We start from the raw sequence: 22,663 nt of genomic DNA, 5'->3' as shown, positions 1-22,663 counted from the left end.
CACTAGAGAAATAAGGAGTGAGATTCTATGAAATCCAATATAAAACAGCAAATCATATTTGATCTTGATGACACGCTCATTCATTGCAATAAGTATTTTAACCTTACACTCGGAGCATTCCTCGAACTGATGCAAGAATGGTTCTGTGATTACCAAATTACCGTAGAGGAAATTCGAAATAAGCAAATGGAGATTGATGTATCCGGGGTTGCCATTTTTGGTTTTGCAAGTCAGCATTTCCCTCAGTCATTAATTGACACCTACGTCTATTTTTCTAAAAAGGTAAATCGTCCCATTGATACGAATGAACAAGCACAACTTCAGAAGCTTGGAATGAGTGTATATGATCAGGAGATTGAAGCCTATCCAGGTATGGTTGAAACTTTAGAGTATCTCGTTGATCAAGGCCATACGCTTCACCTATATACTGGCGGCGAGCAAATGATTCAACAACGTAAGATTGATCAAATGAAGCTCGGGGAATATTTTGAAGATCGAATTTATATTACTCGCCATAAAAACATTGAAGCTTTCGAAAAAATTGTAAGCGAAGGGCAAATGGATCGTAAAAATACGTGGATGATTGGCAACTCTCTTCGCACAGATATTGAACCTGCTCTCACGGCAGGAGTCCATGCTATATACATCGAGCAAGATATGGAGTGGAAGTACAATCTGATCGAATTAAATAAGCCAGAGAACTATTCCCTTTATACGATTAAAGACCTTACTCATGTACCGAAGATTATTTCGGAGTATATTAAGCAACAATCTCATTTAAAATAATAAAAGAAGGACTGACATGGAATACCACCAAGGTCAGTCCTTCTTTTATCATTCATGTTTGATTACATGTACTACTCTTGCCGTTCAAGTGATAACTTTCCAGTCACCGGATCATTTAGTATAATCTTCGCCTTTGTTACGGTCCCCCTGCTGTCTTTAAAAGATAACACCTGCGTTTTTCCCTTGCTCAGTAAAGATTCCAGCATTTTTTGAGAGATTTGTTTTCCAGCGTATTCTTTCCATATGACAAAACCGCATCCTTGTTTGAAATGGCTGCAACCATATCCTTTACGCCCTTCAATAATCTGCCCTCCGCATCCTGTACGAGGACAAGAACCTAGTGCAGTACGCACGGTTGCAGCAGTTCCTGTACGGTTTGTACTGGTTGTTGCTACGGATCTATCCGCAGAAGAAATACCCCGGCTTGTACTATTTTGGGAGCGAGGCTGCCCAGCTGGTGAACTTGTTCGATTCTTTGTCCGAGTTCCCGCTGCCTTCTTCCCTTTACTAGCTGTATCCTCATCACCAAAAGCATCTTTTGGAGCTGGTTTCTGAACCCGAACTTTTTCAATAATGGATATCGTAAATCGCTTCACGTTCTCCATAAATTTATCTTGCGCAGCTTCTCCTTTAGAGATCTGACTCAGTCTGCGTTCCCATTGTCCAGTCATTTCCGGGGAAGCTAGCAGATCGACGCCTGCACTTCGAATGAGTTCGATGGCCATTTTCCCTTTTTGAGTAACCAGCATCTTCTTGCCTTGCATCGTAATATAACCGACTTGTTTAAGCCGTTCAATCGTAGCCGCCCGCGTTGCTGGTGTCCCGAGTCCCGCATCTTTCATGGCATCTCGAAGCTCCTCATTCTCTATCTGCTTACCCGCACTTTCCATTGCTTTTAGCAAGGTACCTTCTGTATAACTTTTCGGCGGATTCGTTTGTTTCTCTTTCATCTCACTCTTTGTACACTGCACAGGCAGATCGGGATTTACCTGAAAAGGAACCGAAATAAGTTCTTCGGGTTCTTCCTCTTCCCCACCCTTTTTTGTCTTGCGTTTTTTCGCCTGGTTATCTTCCGAAGGCTGCACCACTTTCCAACCTAACGAAAGCAGTTCTTTAACGTTCGTCTTAAATGTATGACCTTCCACTTCGGTATATACGGTATGCAGTTTATATTCTGCTGGCGGATAAAAGTGTGATAAGAACCGGCGTACAATTAAATCATAGATCTGTCCTTCATCTTTGCTAAGTGTTCCTGGCTTCTTCAGCGTTGGCAAAATCGCATGGTGATCTTCCACTCTCTGCGGATTGCATACACTTTTATTTCCCTTGTGTACAAGGGACGGATTTGCTTTTTCCGCTAATTCAGCATATGGTGTATGTTTTAACAACTGCAGTGTTTTTTGCATACCGTCTATATTCTGTTCCGTAACATAGTTCGAATTGGTTCTTGGATAAGAAATCACTTTATGTTTTTCATATAAGGCTTGTGCTATATCAAGTGTTTTCTTCGCTGGATATCCAAATTTCGCATTCGCTTCTCTTTGTAATAGAGTCAGATCATACAGTTTATAAGGATACTCTTTCGAATTTTTCACCTCATATTTTGCGATCTTCCCTGTTTTACCCTTCACTTTATCCGCAATCTCTTGCGCTTTCTCAGCAGAAGTTAATCGTTCACCTTGCCATATGCCCTGATAATCCGTAGATTCCTGCTCAAATAAAGCAGAAACCTCGAAATAGGTGAGAGAATCGAAAGCTTCTATCTCTTTTTCCCGGTCATAGATTAGCGCAAGTACAGGGGTTTGTACTCTTCCTACGGAAAGCAGTGTATTATGTCTTGTTGTAAATGCTCTGGATGCATTCATGCCAATCAGCCAGTCCGCTTCACTGCGAGCTCTTGCAGCTTCCGTTAAATGTTCAAATTCCGAAGCATCATGTAGCTGTTCGAACCCTTTTTTTATACTCTCCGGAGTCAGATCCGAAATCCATAATCGTTTGACAGGTTGACTCAGCTTCAATTGTTGCTGGATCAGATCAAAAATATACTGTCCTTCTCTCCCCGCATCACAAGCATTAATAATCAAATTCGCTTTGCGCGAGAGCTCTCCAATCACTTTTAGTTGGTCTTTTGTTCTTGGGTTAGGTGTAATCTTGAATCGATCTGGAATAATCGGCAGATCATCAATACTCCACCGTTTATATTTATTATCATAAGCTTCTGGCTGTGCAAGCCCCAGTAGATGACCGATGGCCCAAGTTATGATATATTGTTCACCTTCAAGATACGTACGATTGTTTTTGGCACGCGGTTCAACGACCGCCGCTATAGTGCGTCCCATATCTGGTTTTTCCGCGATAATCAGCGTTTTCATGCGTCCGTTCCTCCCTGTAGCCCTAGCGAAGCGAAAAGGAGCTCCCCTCAAGTAATGACGGAAGCTCCTTGCTTCTAAGTAGACCTCATTATAACAGAAAAATTGAGGTTTCGTAATAAAAAAGAGTCTCTTAGAAATGTAAACTTCTCTAAGAGACTCTCTTCATTTATTTTTAACTATATAAATTAAACTCCACTTTTTTTCCTTATGCAAGTACAGTAGAACCCATCAAATATTTATCCACTTCACGGGCCGCTTCGCGTCCTTCATTAATTGCCCATACCACAAGGCTTTGACCACGTCTCATATCGCCGGCTGCAAATACTTTATCTACGTTCGTGTTGTATTTGCCATAACGTGCTTTCACATTCGAACGACGATCTGTTTCAAGTCCCAGCTGCTGAGGAATCATTTGCTCTGGCCCATCAAAACCAATCGCGATAAGGGCCATATCCGCTTCAAATACTTTTTCAGTTCCTTCGATCGGTCTATAGATTTTGCGACCGGTCTCATCGACAATACGCTGAATTTCAATCGTATGAAGTTCCTTTAGATTTCCATCCTCGTCACCCACGAATTTCGTGGTCATGATCGAGAATTCACGAGGGTCATTACCAAAAAGTGCTTTTGCTTCTTCCTGAGCATAATCGAGTGTATATACATTCGGGAATTGCGGCCATGGGTTCATAAGGGGATCGCGTTCCAATGGTGCCTTTTCGTGTGTACCAAATTGGGTTACACTTTTTGCCCCATGCCGCAGCGAAGTCGCAACACAGTCAGAACCGGTATCGCCTCCGCCAATGACGATCACTTTTTTGCCTTCTGCCGAAATGTAGTTTCCATCTTCAAGTCCTGTATCGAGCAAACTTTTGATCGTTCCATTCAGAAAATCCATAGCGTAGTGAACTCCGTTCAGCTGACTGCCTTCAATGTTAAATTCACGAGGTTTGGTTGCTCCGCCGCAAAGGACAACCGCATCATACTGATTCACCAGTTCTTCCGATGAAATATCTTTGCCGATCTCTGTATTCGTTATAAAAGTAATTCCTTCTGCCGCAAGCAGATCTACTCGGCGCTGCACTACCCCTTTGTCCAGTTTCATGCTGGGAATACCGTACGTTAACAGACCGCCGATACGGTCAGCACGCTCATAGACAGTAACGTTATGACCTGCTTTGTTAAGTTGTGCAGCAGCAGCGAGTCCAGCGGGCCCGGAGCCTACGATAGCAATTCGTTTATCCGTACGTTTCTCAGGAGGATTTGGAACTACCCATCCTTCTTCAAAACCTTTTTCAATAATTGCTTCCTCAATCGTCTTGATCGTAACCGGCTGACTGATAAGGCCAACTGTACATGAACCTTCACAAGGAGCTGGGCAAACGCGGCCTGTAAATTCAGGGAAATTGTTCGTTTTGTGTAACCTGTCAAGTGCTTCTCTCCATAGTCCACGATACACCAGATTGTTCCACTCGGGAATTAAGTTATGAACCGGACAACCGGATGTTCCTCCGATCATATCAACCCCGGCATGACAATAGGGAGTTCCACAATCCATACAGCGGGCACCTTGTGTTCTTAGTTCTTCCTCTGACATATGTTTATGGAACTCTTCCCAATCTTTAATACGATCCTCAGGCGGTCGATCCGCCGGAAGTTGTCTTTTGTACTCCATAAATCCAGTTGGTGTAGACATGTTACGTTCCCCCATCCATTTTCATCTGCCCAACATTATCGAGCTATTCATGCTAAATCCGAACAATTGCACTATAGTTGACAGTCCATGTATCATTTTTTTGATTATTGTATCACAAAAAGAAAATTTGTACTTTAGGTTATACAACAGTCGGGGCGCATTCACACTAGAGATCCATTATAAATGGCTTAAGTATTCCTGCAAGTGCTGACATTTCAACTATATTAGCATTCAGAATCACAAATATTAAATGGATTTTGAGAATAATAATTTGCATTATTCTGCATATTGATTACATAACATGATAGATAGTTTTTATGAAGGTAAACACAAAATAAAATGGGGAATTTACGTCTCTACAAGCTAGGAACTTTTAAAAGACCAAGATTAAGAACGTCTCTCATAAAATTGAAAGGTATAATCATATGGATTTTTCTCATCTCTTTCTCCGGCGATCTCTTTAGCCAACTCCCACTGCTCCAAGTCCACATCTTCCATAAACGTATCGCCGTCGAAAGTCTCATTAATTCTGGTAACGATCAATCGATCAGCATATGGCATAAAAGCCGTATATACGGTTGCTCCTCCGATGACAAATAGCGGCTGTTCTTTTGCCATCTCTACCCCTTCCTCAACGGAATGGATCACATCAGCCCCATCAAAGGTTTGTTCTTTACGAGAGAGGATTACATTCTTGCGGTTAGGAAGCGGTTTGCCATTAAAGGATTCCCATGTTTTTCGTCCCATGATGACGGTGTGTCCTGTTGTTTGTTCCTTAAAAAAAGCCATATCCTTAGGAAGTCGCCAAGGCATGCCGTTATCTTTTCCGATTACTCCGTTTTTGCCCATGGCCCAGATCATGCTTATGCTCATTAGCTCACCTCCATAAATAATAGAATTTATACAGAAACCGGTGCTTTAATCGTCGGATGATACTTATAATCTACAAATTCAAAATCTTCATATTTATAATCAAAAATAGACTCCGGCTTCCGGTGGATTACGAGTTTAGGAAGATCATATGGTTCGCGGGATAAAAGTGTCTCTACCTGCTCCAAGTGGTTCATGTAAATGTGCACATCTCCACCGGACCAAACAAAGTCACCCGGCTCTAAACCACACTGCTGAGCTACCATATGTGTTAATAACGCGTAGCTTGCAATATTAAAAGGCAACCCAAGGAATGTATCCACGGAACGCATCGTCAGCATACATGACAGCTTGCCTCCAGCTACATAAAACTGAAATACAAAATGACATGGAGGCAATTTCATGTTATCGATCTCTGCTACATTCCATGCGCTTACAATATGACGCCGTGAATCCGGATTATTTTTAATGGAATCAATAACATTCGAGATTTGATCAATAAATGTACCCTCAGGTGTTTTCCACTTTCTCCACTGCGAACCGTAGACGGGTCCCAAATCACCGTTCTCATCTGCCCATTCATCCCAAATGCGTACACCATTTTCTTTTAAGTATCTAATATTCGTCTCACCGCTTAAGAACCATAACAGTTCATGAACGACGGATTTTAAATGAATACGTTTCGTTGTAACGAGCGGAAATCCTTTTGATAGGTCAAATCTCATTTGACGGCCAAATACTGAGATCGTCCCTGTACCTGTACGATCTTCTTTTTTTACACCGTTTTCCATAATATCTTGAAGCAGCTCTTGATAGACTTTCACTTTAAGACTAACCCCTTTCCTTTATAACCTTGTTCCTTTAAAACATAATGATTACTTCTTCATATTATCACAATTTTCACACGTGAATACGTGAACCACTTTCGTTTCAGCAAAAAAAAAGAGGCAAAGAAGACGAATGACCGCCTCTTGCCTCCAAAGCAAACTATGCTGTTTAAATGAATTACTTAAACTCGTAAGAGATTAGCGAACCATTGTGTGGATTGGATGACCCAGAACCACTTCGGATGCTTCCATCACGATTTCACCAAGTGTTGGATGCGCATGAATAGTCAATGCGATATCTTCAAGGGTAGCACCCATTTCGATAGCAAGACCGATTTCAGCGATCAAGTTAGAAGCTTCCAGACCAACGATTTGTCCGCCTAGTACGATTCCTGTGTCTTCTTCAGCAACAAGCTTCACGAAACCTTCAGGATGTCCAAGGGAAACGGCACGACCGTTACCTGCGTAAGAGAATTTACCGGATTTAACTTTATATCCTTTTTCTTTCGCTTCTTTTTCAGTGTAACCAACGCTGGAGCATTCAGGATCTGTAAATACTACCGCTGGCATTACTTTGTAATCCACTACGGAAGGCATTCCAGCAATCGCTTCAGCTGCTACTTTACCTTCGTAAGAAGCTTTATGTGCAAGTGCAAGACCTGCTACGATATCACCAATTGCGAAGATATGTTTGTGGTTTGTGCGGCCTTGGTTATCAACTTTAACAAAACCACGCTCGTCAGTTTCAACACCGATCAGGTCAAGACCAAGCTCACCATCCGTGTTAGGACGACGACCAACCGTTACAAGCAGGTATTCTGCAGTAACTTCTTTGCTTTCGCCGTTAACGCTATATTTAACAGTTACATCTTTATCCGTTTGCTCAGCAGATTCTGCTTTTGCGTTTGTTACGATTTCGATGCCTGTTTTCTTCATGTTTTTCGCAACAAGGTTCGTCATGTCTTTATCAAATCCAGGAAGTACAGTATCCATACCTTCGATGATAGTTACTTTCGTTCCGAATTTGGAGTACATTTGACCAAGCTCAGCACCAATGTAGCCGCCGCCGATAACGATCATGCTAGCTGGTACTTCTTGCAGGTTCAAAGCTTCTGTAGAAGACAGAATGCGTCCGCCAAATGGGAATGGTTTCAGTTCGATTGGACGGGAACCTGTTGCAATAATTGCGTTTTTGAAACGGTAACGCGGAGATTCATGATCATTGAATACACGCGCTTCGTTTTCGTTAATGAACATGCACTCACCGTTGAAAACTTCAACTTTGTTGCCTTTAAGAAGAGCGCTAACGCCGCCAGTCATCTTTTTAACAACACCGTTTTTGAATTCTTGAGTTTTTGCAAAGTCCACTTTTACGTTTTCTGCAGTTACGCCGAATTGATCAGCGTGTTTTGCATTCTCAAAAGCATGAGCTGCTGAGATCAATGCTTTTGAAGGGATACAACCACGGTTCAAACATACGCCGCCGAGTTCTGATTTATCAACGATCAAAACTTGTTGACCAAGCTGAGCCGCACGAATTGCTGCTACATAACCACCAGGGCCTGCACCAATGACTAGAGTATCAATATCGAGAGAAGCGTCGCCTACTACCATATTATTATACCTCCATTACCAGCAACTCGGGATTAGCGAGCAGGGATTTAATGTAGTTCATAAAGTTTTGTGCTGTAGCACCATCGATAATACGGTGGTCAAAGCTTAAGGACAGAGCCATTACTGGAGCTGCAACTACTTGACCATCTTTAATGATTGCTTTTTCACTAATACGTCCAGTTCCGAGAATTGCAACTTCTGGGAAGTTGATGATCGGAGTGAAGAACATACCGCCAGCAGAACCGATGTTAGAGATAGAAATTGTGCTGCCTTTCATTTCGTTAGCAGACAATTTACCGTCACGACCACGTGCAGCTAGATCACGGATGCTGTCAGCAATCATCCAGATGCTCTTACGATCTGCATCATGAATTACAGGAACAATAAGTCCGTTGTCTGTATCTGTAGCGATACCGATGTTGTAGTATTTTTTGTATACAATTTCATTTGTTTGCTCATCGATCATCGCGTTCATTACAGGGAACTCACGAGTTGCTGCAACGAGTGCTTTCACGATAAATGGCAAGTAAGTTACTTTTGTACCTTTTTTCTCAGCGATTGGTTTCATGCGAGTACGGAATGCAACAAGTTCAGTTACATCTACTTCGTCCATGATTGTAACGTGAGGTGCTGTGTACGCAGATTTAACCATTGCATTAGAAATTGCTTTACGGATTCCTTTGAATGGTACACGCTCTTCTTCCGCACGAGTGCTAACGCCAGCGCTTGCTGCAGGAGCACTTGCTGGTGCTTCTTCTTTAGCAGGAGTAGCTGCTGCTGCTTTACCGCCGCCATTTTTGAATGCTTCTACATCTTCTTTTGTTACTTTACCGTTGTTGCCAGTTCCCGTAACTTCAGAGATGTCCACACCTTGTTCACGAGCAAATTTACGAACGCTAGGTGTTGCCAAAACTTCTTTGCTAGAAGCTGTGGAAACGCCTTGCTCTCCGCCTTCTTTTGCTTCGCTTGGGCTGTCACTTGCAGGGGAATCTGTAGTGTCTGCTCCGCCTTGTGCAGCATTTGCTTCTTGTGAAGCTTCTTCTTCGTCTTGCTCAGGAATTTCGCCTTCAGCATCAATTACTGCTACAATTGCGCCAACATTAAAGATGTCGCCATCTTTTGCGAATACTTCTTGAACTGTACCGTTAACAGGGCAAGGTACTTCTACGACTGCCTTGTCGTTTTGAACTTCCATGATGATATCGTCGTCAGTAACTTTATCACCTGGTTTGATGTGCATTTTGATGATTTCGCCTTCGTGAAGACCTTCCCCAAGTTCAGGGAATTTATAATTAAATTTTGCCACTTGTATTACCTCCCTAGTTTAAATCCCTAATTAAAATTCGAGTACTTTGTTCACTGCTGCAATGATGCGATTAGGTGTAGGAAGCCAAGCGTCTTCGATTTGCGCAAATGGATATACGGTATCTGGACCCGCAACACGAAGAACAGGAGCTTCCAAGTGTAGAATTGCTTTTTCATTGATTTGTGCAATGACTTCAGCAGCTACTCCAGAACTCTTTTGAGCTTCTTGAACCACGATTGCGCGGTTTGTTTTCTTAACAGATGCCAAGATTGTATCGATATCGATTGGGCTAATTGTACGCAAATCGATAACTTCTACTTTAATACCTTTTGTTTTTTCCAGTTCTTCTGCAGCTTTCACAGAAGTATGAACCATCATACCGTAGGTAATGATGGTTACATCAGAACCTTCGCGAACAACATTCGCTTTACCAAGTTCAACCACATAATCTTCTTCAGGTACTTCAGCACGGAACGCATGGTAGAGGTTCAAATGCTCCATAAAGAATACAGGATCGTTATCACGAATAGATGCGATCAAAAGACCTTTTGCATCATAAGGGTTAGATGGGACTACTACTTTAATACCCGGAGTTTGCGTAAGCAAACCTTCCAGAGAATCTGTATGAAGTTCAGCTGCTTTTACGCCGCCGCCAAAAGGTGTACGGAACACGATTGGGGAGTTGTAACGACCGCCTGAACGGAAACGCATACGTGCAGCTTGAACCGCAATTTGGTCAAGTGCCTCAAAGATAAATCCTACAAATTGAATTTCAGCAACAGGACGGAAACCTGTAACACCAAGACCTACTGCAAGACCGCCGATCGCAGACTCAGCAAGCGGTGTATCGAATACACGTTCTTCGCCAAATTCTTTTTGAAGACCTTCAGTCGCACGGAATACACCGCCGACATTACCCACGTCTTCACCGAAAACCAGGACATTCGGGTCGCGTTTGAGCTCTACGCGCATTGCATCGCGAATCGCTTCTTTCATGTTCATTTGTGCCATTGCTTCATTTCCTCCTTAAACATTTAACAGTTCCTATGACCACCCAGCGACCTTTGTCAGCTTGATATGTACAAGCAGTTACAAGGATCAGGGTCCAGCCACAAATTCTGTGGCAAACACTTCTATAAAAAGCCTTTACCGAATTTCGAAATTATTCGAAATCTGCTTTTTGTTCTTCCATATGTTTTGGTGTGTGTTCGAACATACTGTCGATCAGACCAGAGATTGTCATTTTTTCTGTTTTCTCAGCGCGTTTGATTTCTTCGTTCACTTTCGCTTTCGCTTCATCTTTCACGCGAGCTGTATCTTCTTCAGTCCAAAGACCTTTTTTCTCAAGGTATTTAGCAAGACGATTGATTGGATCTTTTTCATTCCATTCGCCTTCTTCGTCTTTCGTACGATATTTAGAAGCATCGTCAGACAAGGAGTGCGGACGGTAACGATATGTCAAAGCTTCGATCAAAGTTGCGCCTTCTCCGTTGCGAGCACGTTCTGCAGCTTCTCTAACAGCGGCGATTACTGCGAAAACGTCCATTCCATCAACTTGAATGCCTTTGATACCTGCTGCAACTGCTTTATGTGCGATAGACAGAGCAGCTGTTTGTTTCGCGAAAGGTGTTGTAATGGCATAACCATTGTTTTGTACAAAGAAAATAACTGGCAGTTTGAAACGACCTGCGTAGTTAAGACCTTCGTAGAAGTCACCTTCAGAAGAACCGCCATCACCTGTATAAGTGATTGCAACATTCTTTTGGTTTTTCAATTTGAAGCCCATTGCAATACCCATTGCATGCAGAATTTGTGCACCAATGATGATTTGCGGCATCATTACGTTTACGCCTTCTGGAATTTGACCACCGTGTTGGTGACCGCGGGAATACAAGAATGCTTGATAAAGTGGAAGTCCGTGCCATACGAGTTGCGGAATATCACGGTAACCCGGTACTACATAGTCTTCTTTCTCAAGTGCAAACTCACTACCGATCATGGAAGCTTCTTGACCAGATACTGGTGCGTAGAATCCAAGACGTCCTTGGCGGCCCAGGTTAACTGCGCGATCATCCCAAGTACGTGTAAATACCATACGGTACATAATTTCTTTCAATTGATCATCGGAAAGCTCTGGCATCATCTCTTTATTAACGATTTCACCGTCTGGAGACAATACAGAAAGAGCTTCTACTTCCTCTGTATATACTTCGTAAGGAACCTTGCTCATTTTTTTCTTCACCTCAACAAAAAATTTGAATATCAAGTTCCGCTGTTATAGAATTATTATACACCTGTTTTGGTACATACGTCAAAGATAAACGTTGATTTTTTTAACTTTTGTCTTTTTTTGTTTATATAACAGGTATGATAAATTGGTATAACAGCTTCATGCTAGAATCATTGCTTGTACAACGTAAGCACTTACGTTTAATCTTATCTTATTGTTAAGATGATTGCAAAAATAAACGAAAAAGGTGACAAATCATGACGGATTCTCGATATTTAAAACGAACCATCTTAAAAGAAGAAATGTTCAGTCAATTTTTGAATGAAACACGTAATCTTCGCATTTATCTCCCGCCTGGTTACAATGAATTATTAAGTTATCCTGTTGTTTACTGTCAGGATGGCGAAGAATTTTTTAACTTTGGCCGGATCGCTACAACGGCAAACCGCCTTATTCTTGATGAAGGCATTGAACCTTTTATTATCGTCGGTGTCGAAGTTAATGTGAAAGTTCGAACGCAGGAATATGCTCCTTTTGGCAGCCTGTTTGATAAGTACACTACTGCTTTTGCAGAAGAGATTATTCCTTTCATCGAAGCAAAATATCCGGTTCGCCGCTCTAAAGACGAACGTATTCTGGCTGGCGATTCGCTTGGCGGAAGTGTATCGCTGCACTTGGCCTTGATGTATCCAGACCTGTTTAGCAAAGTCATCAGTATGTCTGGTGCTTTTTATGAAGAGTCGCAGGAAATCTACGCGCAAGCAAACGATTTATCATGGCTTAAAATTTGGATGATTGTCGGACTGCAAGAAAGAGATTTCGAAGCCGATACGGGCGTTTATGATTTTGTAGATCTAAACCGAAAAACTCGCAAACTTTTAGAAGATCGAGGTGCTGCGGTAACTTATGCTGAAAAAGACGGTAAGCATCAATGGGGTTTCTGGCAAAATGAATTGCCGGATGCACTAGTTCACTTCCTAAATAAAGGATGATTTCTGGTAAACCAACTCATACAGACCTAATGATATCGCTTTCATTAAAATCATGATATTAGCCGGCTCACAGAGCCGGCTTTTTCATGTTAATTTTCTTCTATAATTTGCTTCAACAATACTTCCGTCCCAAGATCAATAAGCCGGTACACTTCATCAAAATTGCCTGTGTAATAAGGATCCGGTACTTCTCTAACCTGCTCATCAGGAAGCAGATCCATAAACTTTATAATCTTGGCATTTTCCGCGCCCCGTAGTTTGCGAAGATTGAGTTCATTTGAATCATCCATGCAAATAATATAATCAAATGTAACAAAGTCTTCTTCTTTCACTTGTCTCGCGGTCATACCTTCATATGTGATTCCTTTAGAAGTTAGTAATGAGCTTGTTCCTTCGTGAGGAGGTTTACCGATATGCCAATCCCCCGTGCCTGCAGAATCCACTGCTATTTTACCATCCAGATGACGAGCTGCAATTTTATGCCGCAGTACCGCCTCCGCCATCGGCGACCTGCATATGTTACCTAAACAGACAAACAAAACGTGTATCATATCTCTCTCCTATCTCCTACCCTTATAAACTTTTCGTTTGATGGTTGTTAGCACCAGCCTCTAATATCACTTCTTCACTTGGTCTTAGAGATCTTCTAGGCAACTTCCATTTATAGTGCACAGATAGCATTCTCAGCATAACAACTACTGTAAAAAGAATGAGCAGGCTCGTTGTACTGTTCGTCATACCCAGTCCAATAAGAAGTCCCGCCATGATTGCCCACACCGCATAAATTTCATCTCTTAAGACCATCGGTTTCCGTCCTGCGAGCAAATCTCTAATAATACCACCGCCAATACCGGTCAGAACCCCTGCTACTATAACCGCGCTGATCGGGTGATTCATTTTTGTAGCATAAAGCGCACCCTGAATAGCAAAAGCAGATAACCCAATCGCATCAAAAAACATCTCTGTTTTTTTCCAATGACCAATCCATGGAATAGGCAGTACAAAGGCAATCGCAATAGAAATAAGTGCAAGCATAATTAAGGTGCCCTGACTCCAGAGCGTTGTAACAGGAACTCCGATAAGAACGTTCCGGATTACGCCCCCGCCAAAGGCCGTCACCAATCCGAGTACCACAATGCCTAAGATATCGTAATCTTCCTCCATGGCAACAAAAGCTCCCGACATCGCAAAAGCAATCGTTCCTATAATACTGAACACTTCAAAAACACTCATATCCACTGCGGCTTCTAACCTCACCTTATAAGTCATTTTATTAACACACTTTTTACATTGTAGAAGACTTTTGGCAGATTGTGCAACAAGAAAATGTCCTATATACTCAAGGATAGTAATGAACTCACATTCAAGAAGGTGCCAGAATGACTATAGGAAGAGTAATTATTTTTACGGGAGGCTCACTCGAAGAAAGTGATATCAAAGAAATACAGCCGGGAGACACCGTCATTGGTGCTGATTATGGGGCATGGTTCCTGGTTCAGCATGGAATTACACCTGATCTCTCCGCAGGAGACTTTGATTCGGTAACAGAGGAGCAGCTTCGTAAAATACAGCAGAGCAGCAAACAATTTGTTAGTTGTGACCCGATTAACAAAAATTTATCTGATACTGAATTGGCTTTAGAATATGCAATAAAAATGGAGCCTGGGGAAATTATCATTTTGGGCGCAATCGGAACAAGACTGGACCATACACTCGCTAATATTCAGATTCTGTCTAAAGTGTTGAAGCGCGGCATTACGTGTTCAATCCGGAATCGACATAATCGTATATCAGTAACAGATTCGGTACATGTCGTTTCGCGAAATGATTTTCCTTATGTATCACTCATCCCTCTGTCAAATGAGGTTACAGGAATAACACTCGAAGGATTTATGTACACACTTCATGATGCCGTACTCTCTATTGGTGAATCTCTTGGGATCAGTAATCGGCTGCTGCATGAAACAGGAACCATAACCATAAAAGAAGGATTACTCTTGGTTATTCAGAGTAAAGATGAGTAATTACAGATAATTCACATGTAAAAATAGAAACCATTCACAGCACTGTGAATGGTTTTTTTGATGAATGCTATTTAATAAGAATTATCCGAAATAACGATGATACAACGTTTTTGCAGCCGCTTTATCTTTTGTACCGTGTACGAGAACCCGCCCGTCTTTAAAAATAACCATCCGCTGCGCATCCAGCTGAAAAGAAATCAGGAAAGGATTGCTCTCTACCTTGCCTTGATTCAGTCTGCGAAGGCGCTCTGCAACCTGCTCCAGATCCCACTCTAATTTACGAGCAGGCCGTATTTGTACCGTATCCCGTCCGCACAACACCTCAGACCTATCGTTATTAGCAGCATTTAAATAGGGATATGTGCGTTCCGCTCCGCAAGAAAGACATGCAGGATTTTTAGCTCGATCTACACCAATCGATGTATATTCATTGCGCCACATATCAAAAGATAATAACTTTTTACGCATCGCATCATCATTTCCACTCAGCCATTTAAAGGCTTCCATTGTCTGATTAGCCGTTACCATCTGTACCGTCTGAGGTAAGATCCCCGCAGTATCACATGTATCCCCGCCAAGCGGAACTTCCCCCAGCAGACAATTTAGACACGGGGTCTTGCCGGGAATAAAGGTATAGGTAATTCCGTAACTGCCAACACAGCCCCCATAAATCCATGGAGTACCATATTTCACAGCCAGGTCGTTAATAATAAGCCTTGTATCAAAATTATCAGTCGCATCCATAACTAAGTCTGCAGCCTCGATCAATTCATCTAGTTCATCAATCCCTGCATCCATAACATGAATATCAATGGTAATTTCAGAGTTAATAGCCTGCAGCCGTTTCTGGGCTGCCACCGCTTTTGGAAGCCGCTGTTTCACATCATCTTCATTATACAGCTGCTGTCTTTGCAGATTAGACCACTCCACATAATCGCGGTCCACGATCGTAAGGTGACCTACGCCTCCTCTTGCCAGCGTCTCAGCGATCCCTGTGCCTAGTGCACCCGCACCGATAATAAGCACATGGCTGTCCATTAATTTCTTCTGACCTTCGGCTCCAAACGGAGTAAAAAGCTCCTGCCTTGAGTATCGTTCATGATGCTGAGCTTCTATCTTTTCTTCGTTTTTATGAGTAGAAAAAACTTCTTTGTTCAATTTTCAAACATCCCTTCCAGCGGACTGCTTGCTGCAGCATACCGTTTCACGGGAATCATCCCGGACTCGTATGCTTTCCTTCCTGCCCAGACTGCATATTTCATCGCTTCTGCCATCACGACCGGATTGCCTGCGCCAGATACAGCTGAATTTAGAAGCACCGCATCCGCACCTAGTTCCATGGCATACGCCGCATCGCGAGGTGAACGTATTCCTGCGTCAATGATAACAGGGACAGCCGCTTGTTCTATAATAAATTCAAGTGCTCTTGGGTTATTAATGCCTTGTCCAGAACCAATAGGTGACGCTCCAGGCATAAGTGCATGGACACCCATCATTCCAAGTCTTTTGGCAAGAATGACATCATCCGATATATACGGAAGGACGATAAAGCCTTCCGTAAGCAGGATTTCACATGCTTTTACCGTTTCTAATGGGTCAGGAAGCAGTGTTCGTTCATCCTGGGTGACTTCAACCTTTATCATATCACATAGACCTGAAGCTTTCGCGAGCCTTGCAATTCGTACAGCTTCCTCGGCGGTTTTTGCACCTGCTGTATTAGGCAATAATGTATATTTCGTGAGATCGAGCTGGTCTAGAAAATGAGCTTCGTTTTTCTTATCCAAATTAAGCCTGCGTACTGCAAACGTAAGAATCTCTGTTTCTGAAACTTCAACTGCCTTTCCTTGTACATCCAGATTCTCAAATTTACCTGTTCCGAGCAATAGCCGAGAATGAAAATTATATTTACCTATCGTTAACATCATTATCCCCCTCCTACGAAATGTACAATTTCAATATGATCTCCATCTTTTAGCAATGTATTTGGATGCATATCTTTCGTCAAAATTTGTTCGTTACATTCAATAACAACGGTCTTTACGCCAAGGTCTAGTGACTCCAGCAAATCTTTGACACTTAATTGATCCTCTTCTATTTGCATGTGCTGTCCATTTACTCTTAGTAGCAATAAATTCCCCTCCTCTCCTTTATAATCCGGCTTGCTGAAAAGGACCTAATACCGATCTCATCTTCCGTTTCTCCAGATAACAAGCGGCTCATCGTCTCTCCTGTAACTGCACTAAGTAAAATCCCATTTCGGTAATGACCTACAGCAAGATACAAGCCTTGAACTTCAGAATACGCTCCTATGTACGGTAATCCATCTATTGTTTGTGGCCTTAGGCCTGCCCATGTGCGCAGAAAAGCAGCTTCTTCTATGCCAGGAACCAAGCCTGTTGCTTTATGTAAAAGGGTATTCAGCCCAAAGGCACTTACCTTATGATCATTTCCGTAAGGAATACTCGTGGCACCGATCCAAATTTCCTCATTTGGTTTTGGAACAATGTAAACATCAGGAGTATAGATCGTATAACGTAAAGTTTCACTGTTCATTGATAGGGCTACCATTTCACCTTTTACAGGAAAGGTGTTCAGTTCAATACCAATGGACCCCAAGATTGCATCACTGCCAAGTCCTGCCGCAACCACTACTTTATCTGCTCTATAAATGCCTTGATTCGTCTCTACTCCAGTAACGCGGTCATTTTCGAGCAGCAGCCTTGAAACGTAGCAGTGATCGATAAAAGCAACTCCATTCTTTTGTGCACCTTTGATATAGGCTTTGGTTAACTCAGCTGGTAACAGTTGATGTTCTTTTGGATAAAATAAAGCACCTTCTGCATTCCCAGTGATACCTGGGATTTCATCTTGAAGTTTACTCTTGTCCCACCAGTGTTTCTGCTTTGCGGGGTCTATAGTTTCTGAGAATTCTTCTCCAGGTTTCCTATCTTTTATAAAGGGGACAACAAAGCCTGATCCATTCATGGCTACATTGATTTCACTGTGTAGCTTTAGATCATCAATTAATGGTCCCATAAGCTGCTGGCTGCGCTGAGCCCATCTCCTAAGTTCTTCTGATGAAAAATGCTCAAGCCCTGCTGCAAGCATACCCGCCGCATGACCAGAAGCGCCATTTGCCTGATGGGCACCTTCCAGCTGGGTTACATCCATTCCATCACATGACAAGTAGTAGGCTATAGCAGAACCGATGACACCGCCTCCGATAACAAGCACTTCCGAATTCCGTTTATTTGTCTGATCTAATCTATTCACAGTCACCTATTTACCTCCATTCCCTACTCCTTGATATCCCCATACTTATCTAGTTCTTTTCTATAAGTATAGACTGCTTCCAGCGGATCTTCTGAATGTAATACTCCGGAGATTACGGCAATCCCACTTGCACCTGAGAGCATCAGTTCTTCAACCCGCGAGGGTGTAATTCCACCGATAGCGATAACAGGCAGGTTAATCACATTACAAATCTCTCGAAGGGAAGAAAGTGTTTTTGGAGGCATGCCAGGTTTGCTACGAGAAGCGTACATATGCCCGTAAAAAATATAATCTGCTCCCTCTTTTTTAGCTATCTTCGCTTCTTCCAGTGAATGGACAGAGACACCAAGTCTTATAGCTCGTTTAGTTCTTGAATCTGTAAGTCCTTCTTTGTATAGTGAATTTTTCAAAGCGAGACTTACTTCTTGCACTCCCACATGAAGAGCTCCTGTTTGGTATGTAAGCGCAAGTTTGGTTTGACGGTTAAGGGTCAACTTATTCGCAGGTATCTTTAGCTCTAGCAACCGATGTATGAGTTTCTCCATTTCTTCGTAAGTACTTTCCTTCTTCCGTAGATGTAATGAAGTTACATACGGCCAGATCTCTGTAAAATGGCTTCGTTCTAAGTCATGATTCATCTGCGGAGAGGAAATTACATGAAATTCAATCCATTTTTTAGGCAAGCGAACCCTCCTTCCAATTTCACTGTGAGACCATACCCCAACGCTTTCATCTAGCAGTTTACATTTGGTATGAAACTGTTCTTGCTGATAACTAGTTGCAATGAACGCAAAAAAACCACTCCTCGTAAGGAGTGGTTTGGTTAGGCGGAATTGAAAATGAGCATTCACTAAAGTGATATATAAAGCAAGAAGGAAGGAAATTCTCTTCGCCTTAACATCTACTTAGCCATATACTTTGTTCAATACGTCAAAACTCATACTAGCACAAGTCTGCTAGCCCACTTCCCTACGCTGGTTCTAACCAGATCAGGTTCAAAGGGTCCGGAATATATCCATCTCAGCCGACAAGCGGCCCCCCTAGTGATTCGTCGATATAAAGTTATATTCAGGTGCTCATTTTAACACAGATGAGAAAATTTGTAAAAGAAAGACTCATTAGCTTAAAACTAAGCTTTTTGAGACCATTCCTCCACATCCCAAGTCTTTGTTACCCAATCTTCATAGAAATCAGGTTCGTGAGATACAAGAATTACCGTACCTTTGAATTCTTTTAACGCACGTTTCAGCTCTTCTTTTGCCACAACGTCTAAGTGATTCGTAGGCTCATCAAATAGAATCCAGTTCGTTTCACGCATCATTAATTTACACAGCCGAACTTTAGCCTGTTCTCCACCACTGAGCATATTGAGAGGTCTTGTGATGTGTTCATTTTTAAGACCGCAGCGAGCAAGATGAGCACGCACTTCATGCTGATTCAGATGAGAAAATTCATTCCACACATCATCGATTGGTGTGATTTTCTCAGGACGAACTTCCTGTTCAAAATAAGAAGGGAACAAAAAGTCACCAAGGTAGGTTTTTCCGCTATATGCCGGAATCTTACCGAGAATGGTCTTTAGCAGTGTTGATTTACCTACACCATTACAGCCGACGATTGCTATTTTATCTCCACGCTCAATCGTCATCGTCATCTTAGGAAGAAGCGGACGGTCATATCCGATTTCAAAATCGATCCCTTCGAATACCGTTTTTCCGCTGGCTCTAGCTTCTTTAAATCCAAAAATAGGTTTCGCTGCTTCTTCAGGACGGTCAATGCGTTCAAGACGATCCAGCTGTTTCTCGCGGCTCTTTGCACGGCCTGATGTAGAATATCTGGCTTTATTACGCTGAATAAAGTCTTCTTGTTTCTTAATAAACTCTTGTTGCTTCTCATAAGCTTCAATATGCTGGTTTTTGTTCATATCCGCCATATCAAGGAATTTTTCGTAATTCGCTGTATACCGCGTAAGCTTCGCAAATTCCAAATGGTAGATCACATTAACAACCTTGTTCATAAATTCCGTATCATGAGAAATAAGCATGAATGCATATGGATAATCGTTCAAATAACGAGTAAGCCATTCAATATGCTCTACATCCAAATAGTTAGTAGGCTCATCCAGGAGTAGCACATTCGGTTTCTCAAGCAGCAATTTTGCGAGGAGTACCTTCGTACGTTGTCCCCCGCTTAGTGCGGCTACATCCCGATCAAGTCCAATAGCAGACAAACCAAGTCCGTTCGCCATTTCTTCTACTTTTACATCAATGAGGTAGAAGTCTCCGATTTCCAGCTGCTCCTGTATTTCGCCCATTTCCTCAAGCAATTGCTCAAGTTCCTCTGGCGTAGCATCACTCATTCGTTCCGTGATTTCCATCATTTCTTTTTCAAGTTCAAGCAAAGGTAAAAATGCATCCTTCAAGACATCCCGAATTGTTTTTCCAGGAGTCAGTTTCGTATGTTGGTCGAGGTAACCGTAACGAACTTTTGGTGTCCACTCCACTTTTCCGCTGTCTTTCAGCAGTTTGCCCGTTAAAATATTCATGAGTGTCGATTTGCCGACCCCATTCGCTCCTACAATCCCAACACGTTCTCCTGCAAGCAGGCGGAAGGAAACATTCTTAAATAAAGTGCGATCTCCAAAATTGTGACTTACATTTTCAACAGTCAATAAACTCATATCGTGCGATTGGCTCCTATCTGTAAGGCAGTATGCCTATATGATCTTGTTCATATTTCACTCTAATATGATATATTAGCACAAGACAGAGCTCTACCGAAACAAGGAGTTTGAATAAGCCATAAACTTCTTGCTATTATATTTGAGAATAAAACTAGAAACTGCCTTGTCCTTCATAACAAGTTCGCTCATAGTAACCAGAGGCGGCCGCTTCTCTCGCATTGTTGAACCTTTCTACCGGCCTATAAGGAAACTCACAACCACTCTTATAGTAATATTTAGAACCTGTCGATTCATCGATCGCACCGATGATCACGTCTTTTTTTACTAATCTTCCACTTCCAAAAGCGTAATTATTGTAATACTGATCACCAACAGGGATTCCCTGGATAAAAGCCATGACTCCCACATCATCAATCGTGTTGTACCACTCTTCTTGTCGAATGGTAGGAAATGTGAACTGATATACATTCCCATTACGAAGTACATGATCATTATGATATGTAATGGCGCTCGCAAGATGATCTTGAATGCTGCTGACTATGACCTGTCTTCTTACATTTTCAAAACCTTCTGCATCTTGTAGTAAAGGTACAGAGGTTAGCCATTGCAGCTCATTCCGGTAACCCTCTATCCATTGATTCGTACCTTGTGCATATACGTGTACATAATCATCCAGCGTGAATCGAAATAGGTTGCCATCGTCATCTTCATATACATACAATTTCTTCTCCGTCCAGAGATGCTTTTCTGCCTCATTTCCGGAAATATCCGTGTAAGCTGTTGAACGATAAAGATAGAACCCGTCATAATCGATAACGACAAGAGCGGGCAGGTAGGTAAGAAAAGCCTGCTGCGCAGGAAGGTCATTTTCAAGTCCAAAATTGATTGAAATGGTCTGCATGAATCGATCCAGTAGAAGATCTTTATCCACCTTAAGCAGCTTGACGGAATCATAACTTGCTTCAAGTGATGGGTCCTCGTTCTGATGCATCATTTGACTTGCATCTTGTACTGCAGTCTGAATCGACTGGTTATATTTCTGCTCTAACCTCATTACCATCAGGTCATCCGTCCCATGTAGAGAATAAACCCAAAAGAAAGGAAACATGATAATTACAAAAAGAACGGAATAATCAGTAATCCTCATTTAGCACCATACCCCCATAATTGGCGGTTACCCTGTTCACAGATTCAGCTCCAAAATGAAGCCACTCCTGAAAAATAGCGCCTGGTGTGCGGTTTGTATTCTGTACTTCGACTCGAAAAGAATCACCGCTTGTCAAAAAGTACTTCCGGCTAGGATCATCAATTGAAACTAGATTGTCAGGATATAAAACAGGCATAATCTGCTCATTATAGTAGCCATTCATTACCGCATCAAATTCACCTGTAAAACCCAGCTGATTGGCGGGATCATCATACGCCGGGACATACTTTTTATGAAGATGTTCGATTTGGGTGTTATATGTATTTCCTGTTAAAGATAATTCCTGTTGAAATTGATTATACATCGTCGGAGTGATATATCCTTTCGTTCTTACTGCATCAACAAAGCTAGTGACCGTATTATATACAGTCAGCTGAGAAAGCTCATCCTGTCTGTTTGCGGCCTCTGCCGCAGGATATATATAAAGCAGAAGTACAGCAAGCAATGCGGCAAGCATTTTTGAAAGACTGTCTATCAAGGAGTAATTCCCTCCTTCCAAAAAGAGATTTGCTTAAGAACCCCTGCTGAATCTCTTTCGTACTCTATAAGGTAACTTGAATTTATCTCGATTGTTGCTTCTTCTAGATCTAGACCATTCACTTTTATTTTATAGGATTCATAGGATCTTCTATTCTCCGTGCTCTTGGTTTCATTGATAAGTGCATGTACATATCCCCCTTTAATTAATTCCGTCACGGGAGATTCACTCACACTCTGGATTCTTCCATCTTCGATTGCATGGTAATTACGTCTCTCTTCTGCAGCTTCTTCCATACTGGATAGTAA

22 protein-coding genes and 1 riboswitch are annotated in these 22,663 nt (G+C 42.1%); of the genes, 3 read left to right on the top strand and 19 right to left on the bottom strand.

Translation table 11 applies throughout. The features are described 5' to 3' along the window. The first annotated feature begins 27 nt into the window (after nucleotides 1-27). Entirely contained in the window at nucleotides 28-786 is a 759-nt protein-coding gene (locus tag KJS58_RS05265; RefSeq protein WP_213531144.1) for an HAD family hydrolase, read from the top strand. Nucleotides 787-857: 71 nt separating this feature from the next. On the opposite strand, the gene KJS58_RS05260 is transcribed toward KJS58_RS05265, so the two are convergent. From KJS58_RS05260 to pdhA, 8 genes are all read right to left on the bottom strand, one after another. After that, entirely contained in the window at nucleotides 858-3,158 is a 2,301-nt protein-coding gene (locus KJS58_RS05260) for a type IA DNA topoisomerase (protein WP_213531142.1), read from the bottom strand. A gap of 205 nt (nucleotides 3,159-3,363) precedes the next feature. After that, entirely contained in the window at nucleotides 3,364-4,851 is a 1,488-nt protein-coding gene (locus tag KJS58_RS05255; protein WP_213531140.1) for a glutamate synthase subunit beta, read from the bottom strand. Between the two features lie 387 nt (nucleotides 4,852-5,238). Continuing rightward, nucleotides 5,239-5,724, bottom strand: coding sequence for a dihydrofolate reductase (locus KJS58_RS05250; protein ID WP_213531139.1), 486 nt, complete (start codon nucleotides 5,722-5,724; stop codon nucleotides 5,239-5,241). Between the two features lie 26 nt (nucleotides 5,725-5,750). Beyond that, nucleotides 5,751-6,545, bottom strand: a complete 795-nt coding sequence (locus KJS58_RS05245; RefSeq protein ID WP_213531137.1) for a thymidylate synthase — start codon at nucleotides 6,543-6,545, stop codon at nucleotides 5,751-5,753. 201 nt (nucleotides 6,546-6,746) lie between these two features. Further along, nucleotides 6,747-8,162: a dihydrolipoyl dehydrogenase gene (gene lpdA, locus KJS58_RS05240; protein ID WP_160031905.1), complete on the bottom strand. Its 1,416-nt coding sequence runs from the start codon at nucleotides 8,160-8,162 to the stop codon at nucleotides 6,747-6,749. 4 nt (nucleotides 8,163-8,166) lie between these two features. Beyond that, nucleotides 8,167-9,468 (bottom strand): dihydrolipoamide acetyltransferase family protein, encoded by a 1,302-nt coding sequence (locus KJS58_RS05235; RefSeq protein WP_213531135.1) that lies wholly within the window; start codon nucleotides 9,466-9,468, stop codon nucleotides 8,167-8,169. Between the two features lie 30 nt (nucleotides 9,469-9,498). Further along, entirely contained in the window at nucleotides 9,499-10,479 is a 981-nt protein-coding gene (locus KJS58_RS05230) for an alpha-ketoacid dehydrogenase subunit beta (protein WP_160031907.1), read from the bottom strand. 151 nt (nucleotides 10,480-10,630) lie between these two features. Next, a complete protein-coding gene (pdhA, locus tag KJS58_RS05225) occupies nucleotides 10,631-11,698 on the bottom strand; it encodes a pyruvate dehydrogenase (acetyl-transferring) E1 component subunit alpha (RefSeq protein ID WP_213531758.1) in 1,068 nt (355 codons plus the stop codon). 257 nt (nucleotides 11,699-11,955) lie between these two features. Here pdhA and KJS58_RS05220 point away from each other — a divergent pair, with 257 nt between their 5' ends. Next, the gene (locus KJS58_RS05220) at nucleotides 11,956-12,690 is read left to right on the top strand and encodes an alpha/beta hydrolase (protein WP_213531133.1); all 735 of its coding nucleotides are present in this window, start codon (nucleotides 11,956-11,958) and stop codon (nucleotides 12,688-12,690) included. An 89-nt stretch (nucleotides 12,691-12,779) separates the two neighbouring features. Here KJS58_RS05220 and KJS58_RS05215 read toward each other — a convergent pair whose 3' ends face one another. Together KJS58_RS05215 and KJS58_RS05210 are read right to left on the bottom strand one after the other, a co-directional pair. Next, nucleotides 12,780-13,241 carry a low molecular weight protein-tyrosine-phosphatase gene (locus KJS58_RS05215; protein WP_213531132.1) on the bottom strand — a complete coding sequence of 154 codons (462 nt, stop codon included), beginning with the start codon at nucleotides 13,239-13,241 and terminating at the stop codon, nucleotides 12,780-12,782. Nucleotides 13,242-13,263: 22 nt separating this feature from the next. Next, nucleotides 13,264-13,923 carry a trimeric intracellular cation channel family protein gene (locus KJS58_RS05210; protein ID WP_191799474.1) on the bottom strand — a complete coding sequence of 220 codons (660 nt, stop codon included), beginning with the start codon at nucleotides 13,921-13,923 and terminating at the stop codon, nucleotides 13,264-13,266. Nucleotides 13,924-14,069: 146 nt separating this feature from the next. On the opposite strand from KJS58_RS05210, the gene KJS58_RS05205 reads away from it, so the two are divergent. Next, complete coding sequence (locus KJS58_RS05205; protein WP_213531130.1) at nucleotides 14,070-14,714, top strand: thiamine diphosphokinase; 645 nt, start codon at nucleotides 14,070-14,072, stop codon at nucleotides 14,712-14,714. Nucleotides 14,715-14,795: 81 nt separating this feature from the next. On the opposite strand, the gene KJS58_RS05200 is transcribed toward KJS58_RS05205, so the two are convergent. The 9 genes from KJS58_RS05200 to KJS58_RS05160 all read right to left on the bottom strand — a co-directional run bounded on the left by KJS58_RS05200 (nucleotide 14,796) and on the right by KJS58_RS05160 (nucleotide 22,651). Further along, nucleotides 14,796-15,872 carry a thiazole biosynthesis adenylyltransferase ThiF gene (locus tag KJS58_RS05200; protein ID WP_283771246.1) on the bottom strand — a complete coding sequence of 359 codons (1,077 nt, stop codon included), beginning with the start codon at nucleotides 15,870-15,872 and terminating at the stop codon, nucleotides 14,796-14,798. After that, the gene (locus KJS58_RS05195) at nucleotides 15,869-16,636 is read right to left on the bottom strand and encodes a thiazole synthase (protein ID WP_213531753.1); all 768 of its coding nucleotides are present in this window, start codon (nucleotides 16,634-16,636) and stop codon (nucleotides 15,869-15,871) included. Before KJS58_RS05195 ends, KJS58_RS05200 begins: the two co-directional genes overlap by 4 nt. A 2-nt stretch (nucleotides 16,637-16,638) precedes the next feature. Then, nucleotides 16,639-16,815, bottom strand: coding sequence for a sulfur carrier protein ThiS (gene thiS, locus KJS58_RS05190; protein WP_249716930.1), 177 nt, complete (start codon nucleotides 16,813-16,815; stop codon nucleotides 16,639-16,641). Between the two features lie 17 nt (nucleotides 16,816-16,832). Then, complete coding sequence (thiO, locus tag KJS58_RS05185; RefSeq protein ID WP_213531126.1) at nucleotides 16,833-17,993, bottom strand: glycine oxidase ThiO; 1,161 nt, start codon at nucleotides 17,991-17,993, stop codon at nucleotides 16,833-16,835. Between the two features lie 17 nt (nucleotides 17,994-18,010). Continuing rightward, the gene (locus tag KJS58_RS05180; protein WP_213531125.1) at nucleotides 18,011-18,670 is read right to left on the bottom strand and encodes a DUF561 domain-containing protein; all 660 of its coding nucleotides are present in this window, start codon (nucleotides 18,668-18,670) and stop codon (nucleotides 18,011-18,013) included. A 266-nt stretch (nucleotides 18,671-18,936) separates the two neighbouring features. Next, nucleotides 18,937-19,039: riboswitch (TPP riboswitch) on the bottom strand. A gap of 77 nt (nucleotides 19,040-19,116) precedes the next feature. After that, nucleotides 19,117-20,667 (bottom strand): ABC-F family ATP-binding cassette domain-containing protein, encoded by a 1,551-nt coding sequence (locus tag KJS58_RS05175; RefSeq protein ID WP_213531123.1) that lies wholly within the window; start codon nucleotides 20,665-20,667, stop codon nucleotides 19,117-19,119. A gap of 154 nt (nucleotides 20,668-20,821) precedes the next feature. Next, a complete protein-coding gene (locus KJS58_RS05170; RefSeq protein ID WP_213531121.1) occupies nucleotides 20,822-21,817 on the bottom strand; it encodes a hypothetical protein in 996 nt (331 codons plus the stop codon). Further along, the gene (locus KJS58_RS05165; RefSeq protein WP_213531119.1) at nucleotides 21,804-22,355 is read right to left on the bottom strand and encodes a hypothetical protein; all 552 of its coding nucleotides are present in this window, start codon (nucleotides 22,353-22,355) and stop codon (nucleotides 21,804-21,806) included. Before KJS58_RS05165 ends, KJS58_RS05170 begins: the two co-directional genes overlap by 14 nt. Further along, the gene (locus tag KJS58_RS05160) at nucleotides 22,352-22,651 is read right to left on the bottom strand and encodes a hypothetical protein (protein ID WP_213531117.1); all 300 of its coding nucleotides are present in this window, start codon (nucleotides 22,649-22,651) and stop codon (nucleotides 22,352-22,354) included. The genes KJS58_RS05165 and KJS58_RS05160 overlap by 4 nt, the downstream gene beginning before the upstream one ends. Nucleotides 22,652-22,663 lie beyond the last annotated feature (12 nt).

Source organism: Paenibacillus sp. J45TS6 (assembly GCF_018403285.1).
Lineage (GTDB): Bacteria > Bacillota > Bacilli > Paenibacillales > Paenibacillaceae > Paenibacillus.
Note: the sequence above shows the minus strand (reverse complement) of the source record. Positions and strands in the feature narration are given on the sequence as shown.

Coding starts and splice junctions, on each gene's coding strand:
- KJS58_RS05265 (WP_213531144.1), top strand. CDS start 28: ATGAAATCCAATATAAAACAGCAAATCATATTTGATCTTGATGACACG.
- KJS58_RS05260 (WP_213531142.1), bottom strand. CDS start 3,158: ATGAAAACGCTGATTATCGCGGAAAAACCAGATATGGGACGCACTATA.
- KJS58_RS05255 (WP_213531140.1), bottom strand. CDS start 4,851: ATGTCTACACCAACTGGATTTATGGAGTACAAAAGACAACTTCCGGCG.
- KJS58_RS05250 (WP_213531139.1), bottom strand. CDS start 5,724: ATGAGCATAAGCATGATCTGGGCCATGGGCAAAAACGGAGTAATCGGA.
- lpdA (WP_160031905.1), bottom strand. CDS start 8,162: ATGGTAGTAGGCGACGCTTCTCTCGATATTGATACTCTAGTCATTGGT.
- KJS58_RS05230 (WP_160031907.1), bottom strand. CDS start 10,479: ATGGCACAAATGAACATGAAAGAAGCGATTCGCGATGCAATGCGCGTA.
- pdhA (WP_213531758.1), bottom strand. CDS start 11,698: ATGAGCAAGGTTCCTTACGAAGTATATACAGAGGAAGTAGAAGCTCTT.
- KJS58_RS05220 (WP_213531133.1), top strand. CDS start 11,956: ATGACGGATTCTCGATATTTAAAACGAACCATCTTAAAAGAAGAAATG.
- KJS58_RS05215 (WP_213531132.1), bottom strand. CDS start 13,241: ATGATACACGTTTTGTTTGTCTGTTTAGGTAACATATGCAGGTCGCCG.
- KJS58_RS05210 (WP_191799474.1), bottom strand. CDS start 13,923: ATGAGTGTTTTTGAAGTGTTCAGTATTATAGGAACGATTGCTTTTGCG.
- KJS58_RS05205 (WP_213531130.1), top strand. CDS start 14,070: ATGACTATAGGAAGAGTAATTATTTTTACGGGAGGCTCACTCGAAGAA.
- KJS58_RS05195 (WP_213531753.1), bottom strand. CDS start 16,636: ATGTTAACGATAGGTAAATATAATTTTCATTCTCGGCTATTGCTCGGA.
- thiS (WP_249716930.1), bottom strand. CDS start 16,815: ATGCAAATAGAAGAGGATCAATTAAGTGTCAAAGATTTGCTGGAGTCA.
- KJS58_RS05175 (WP_213531123.1), bottom strand. CDS start 20,667: ATGAGTTTATTGACTGTTGAAAATGTAAGTCACAATTTTGGAGATCGC.
- KJS58_RS05170 (WP_213531121.1), bottom strand. CDS start 21,817: ATGAGGATTACTGATTATTCCGTTCTTTTTGTAATTATCATGTTTCCT.
- KJS58_RS05160 (WP_213531117.1), bottom strand. CDS start 22,651: ATGGAAGAAGCTGCAGAAGAGAGACGTAATTACCATGCAATCGAAGAT.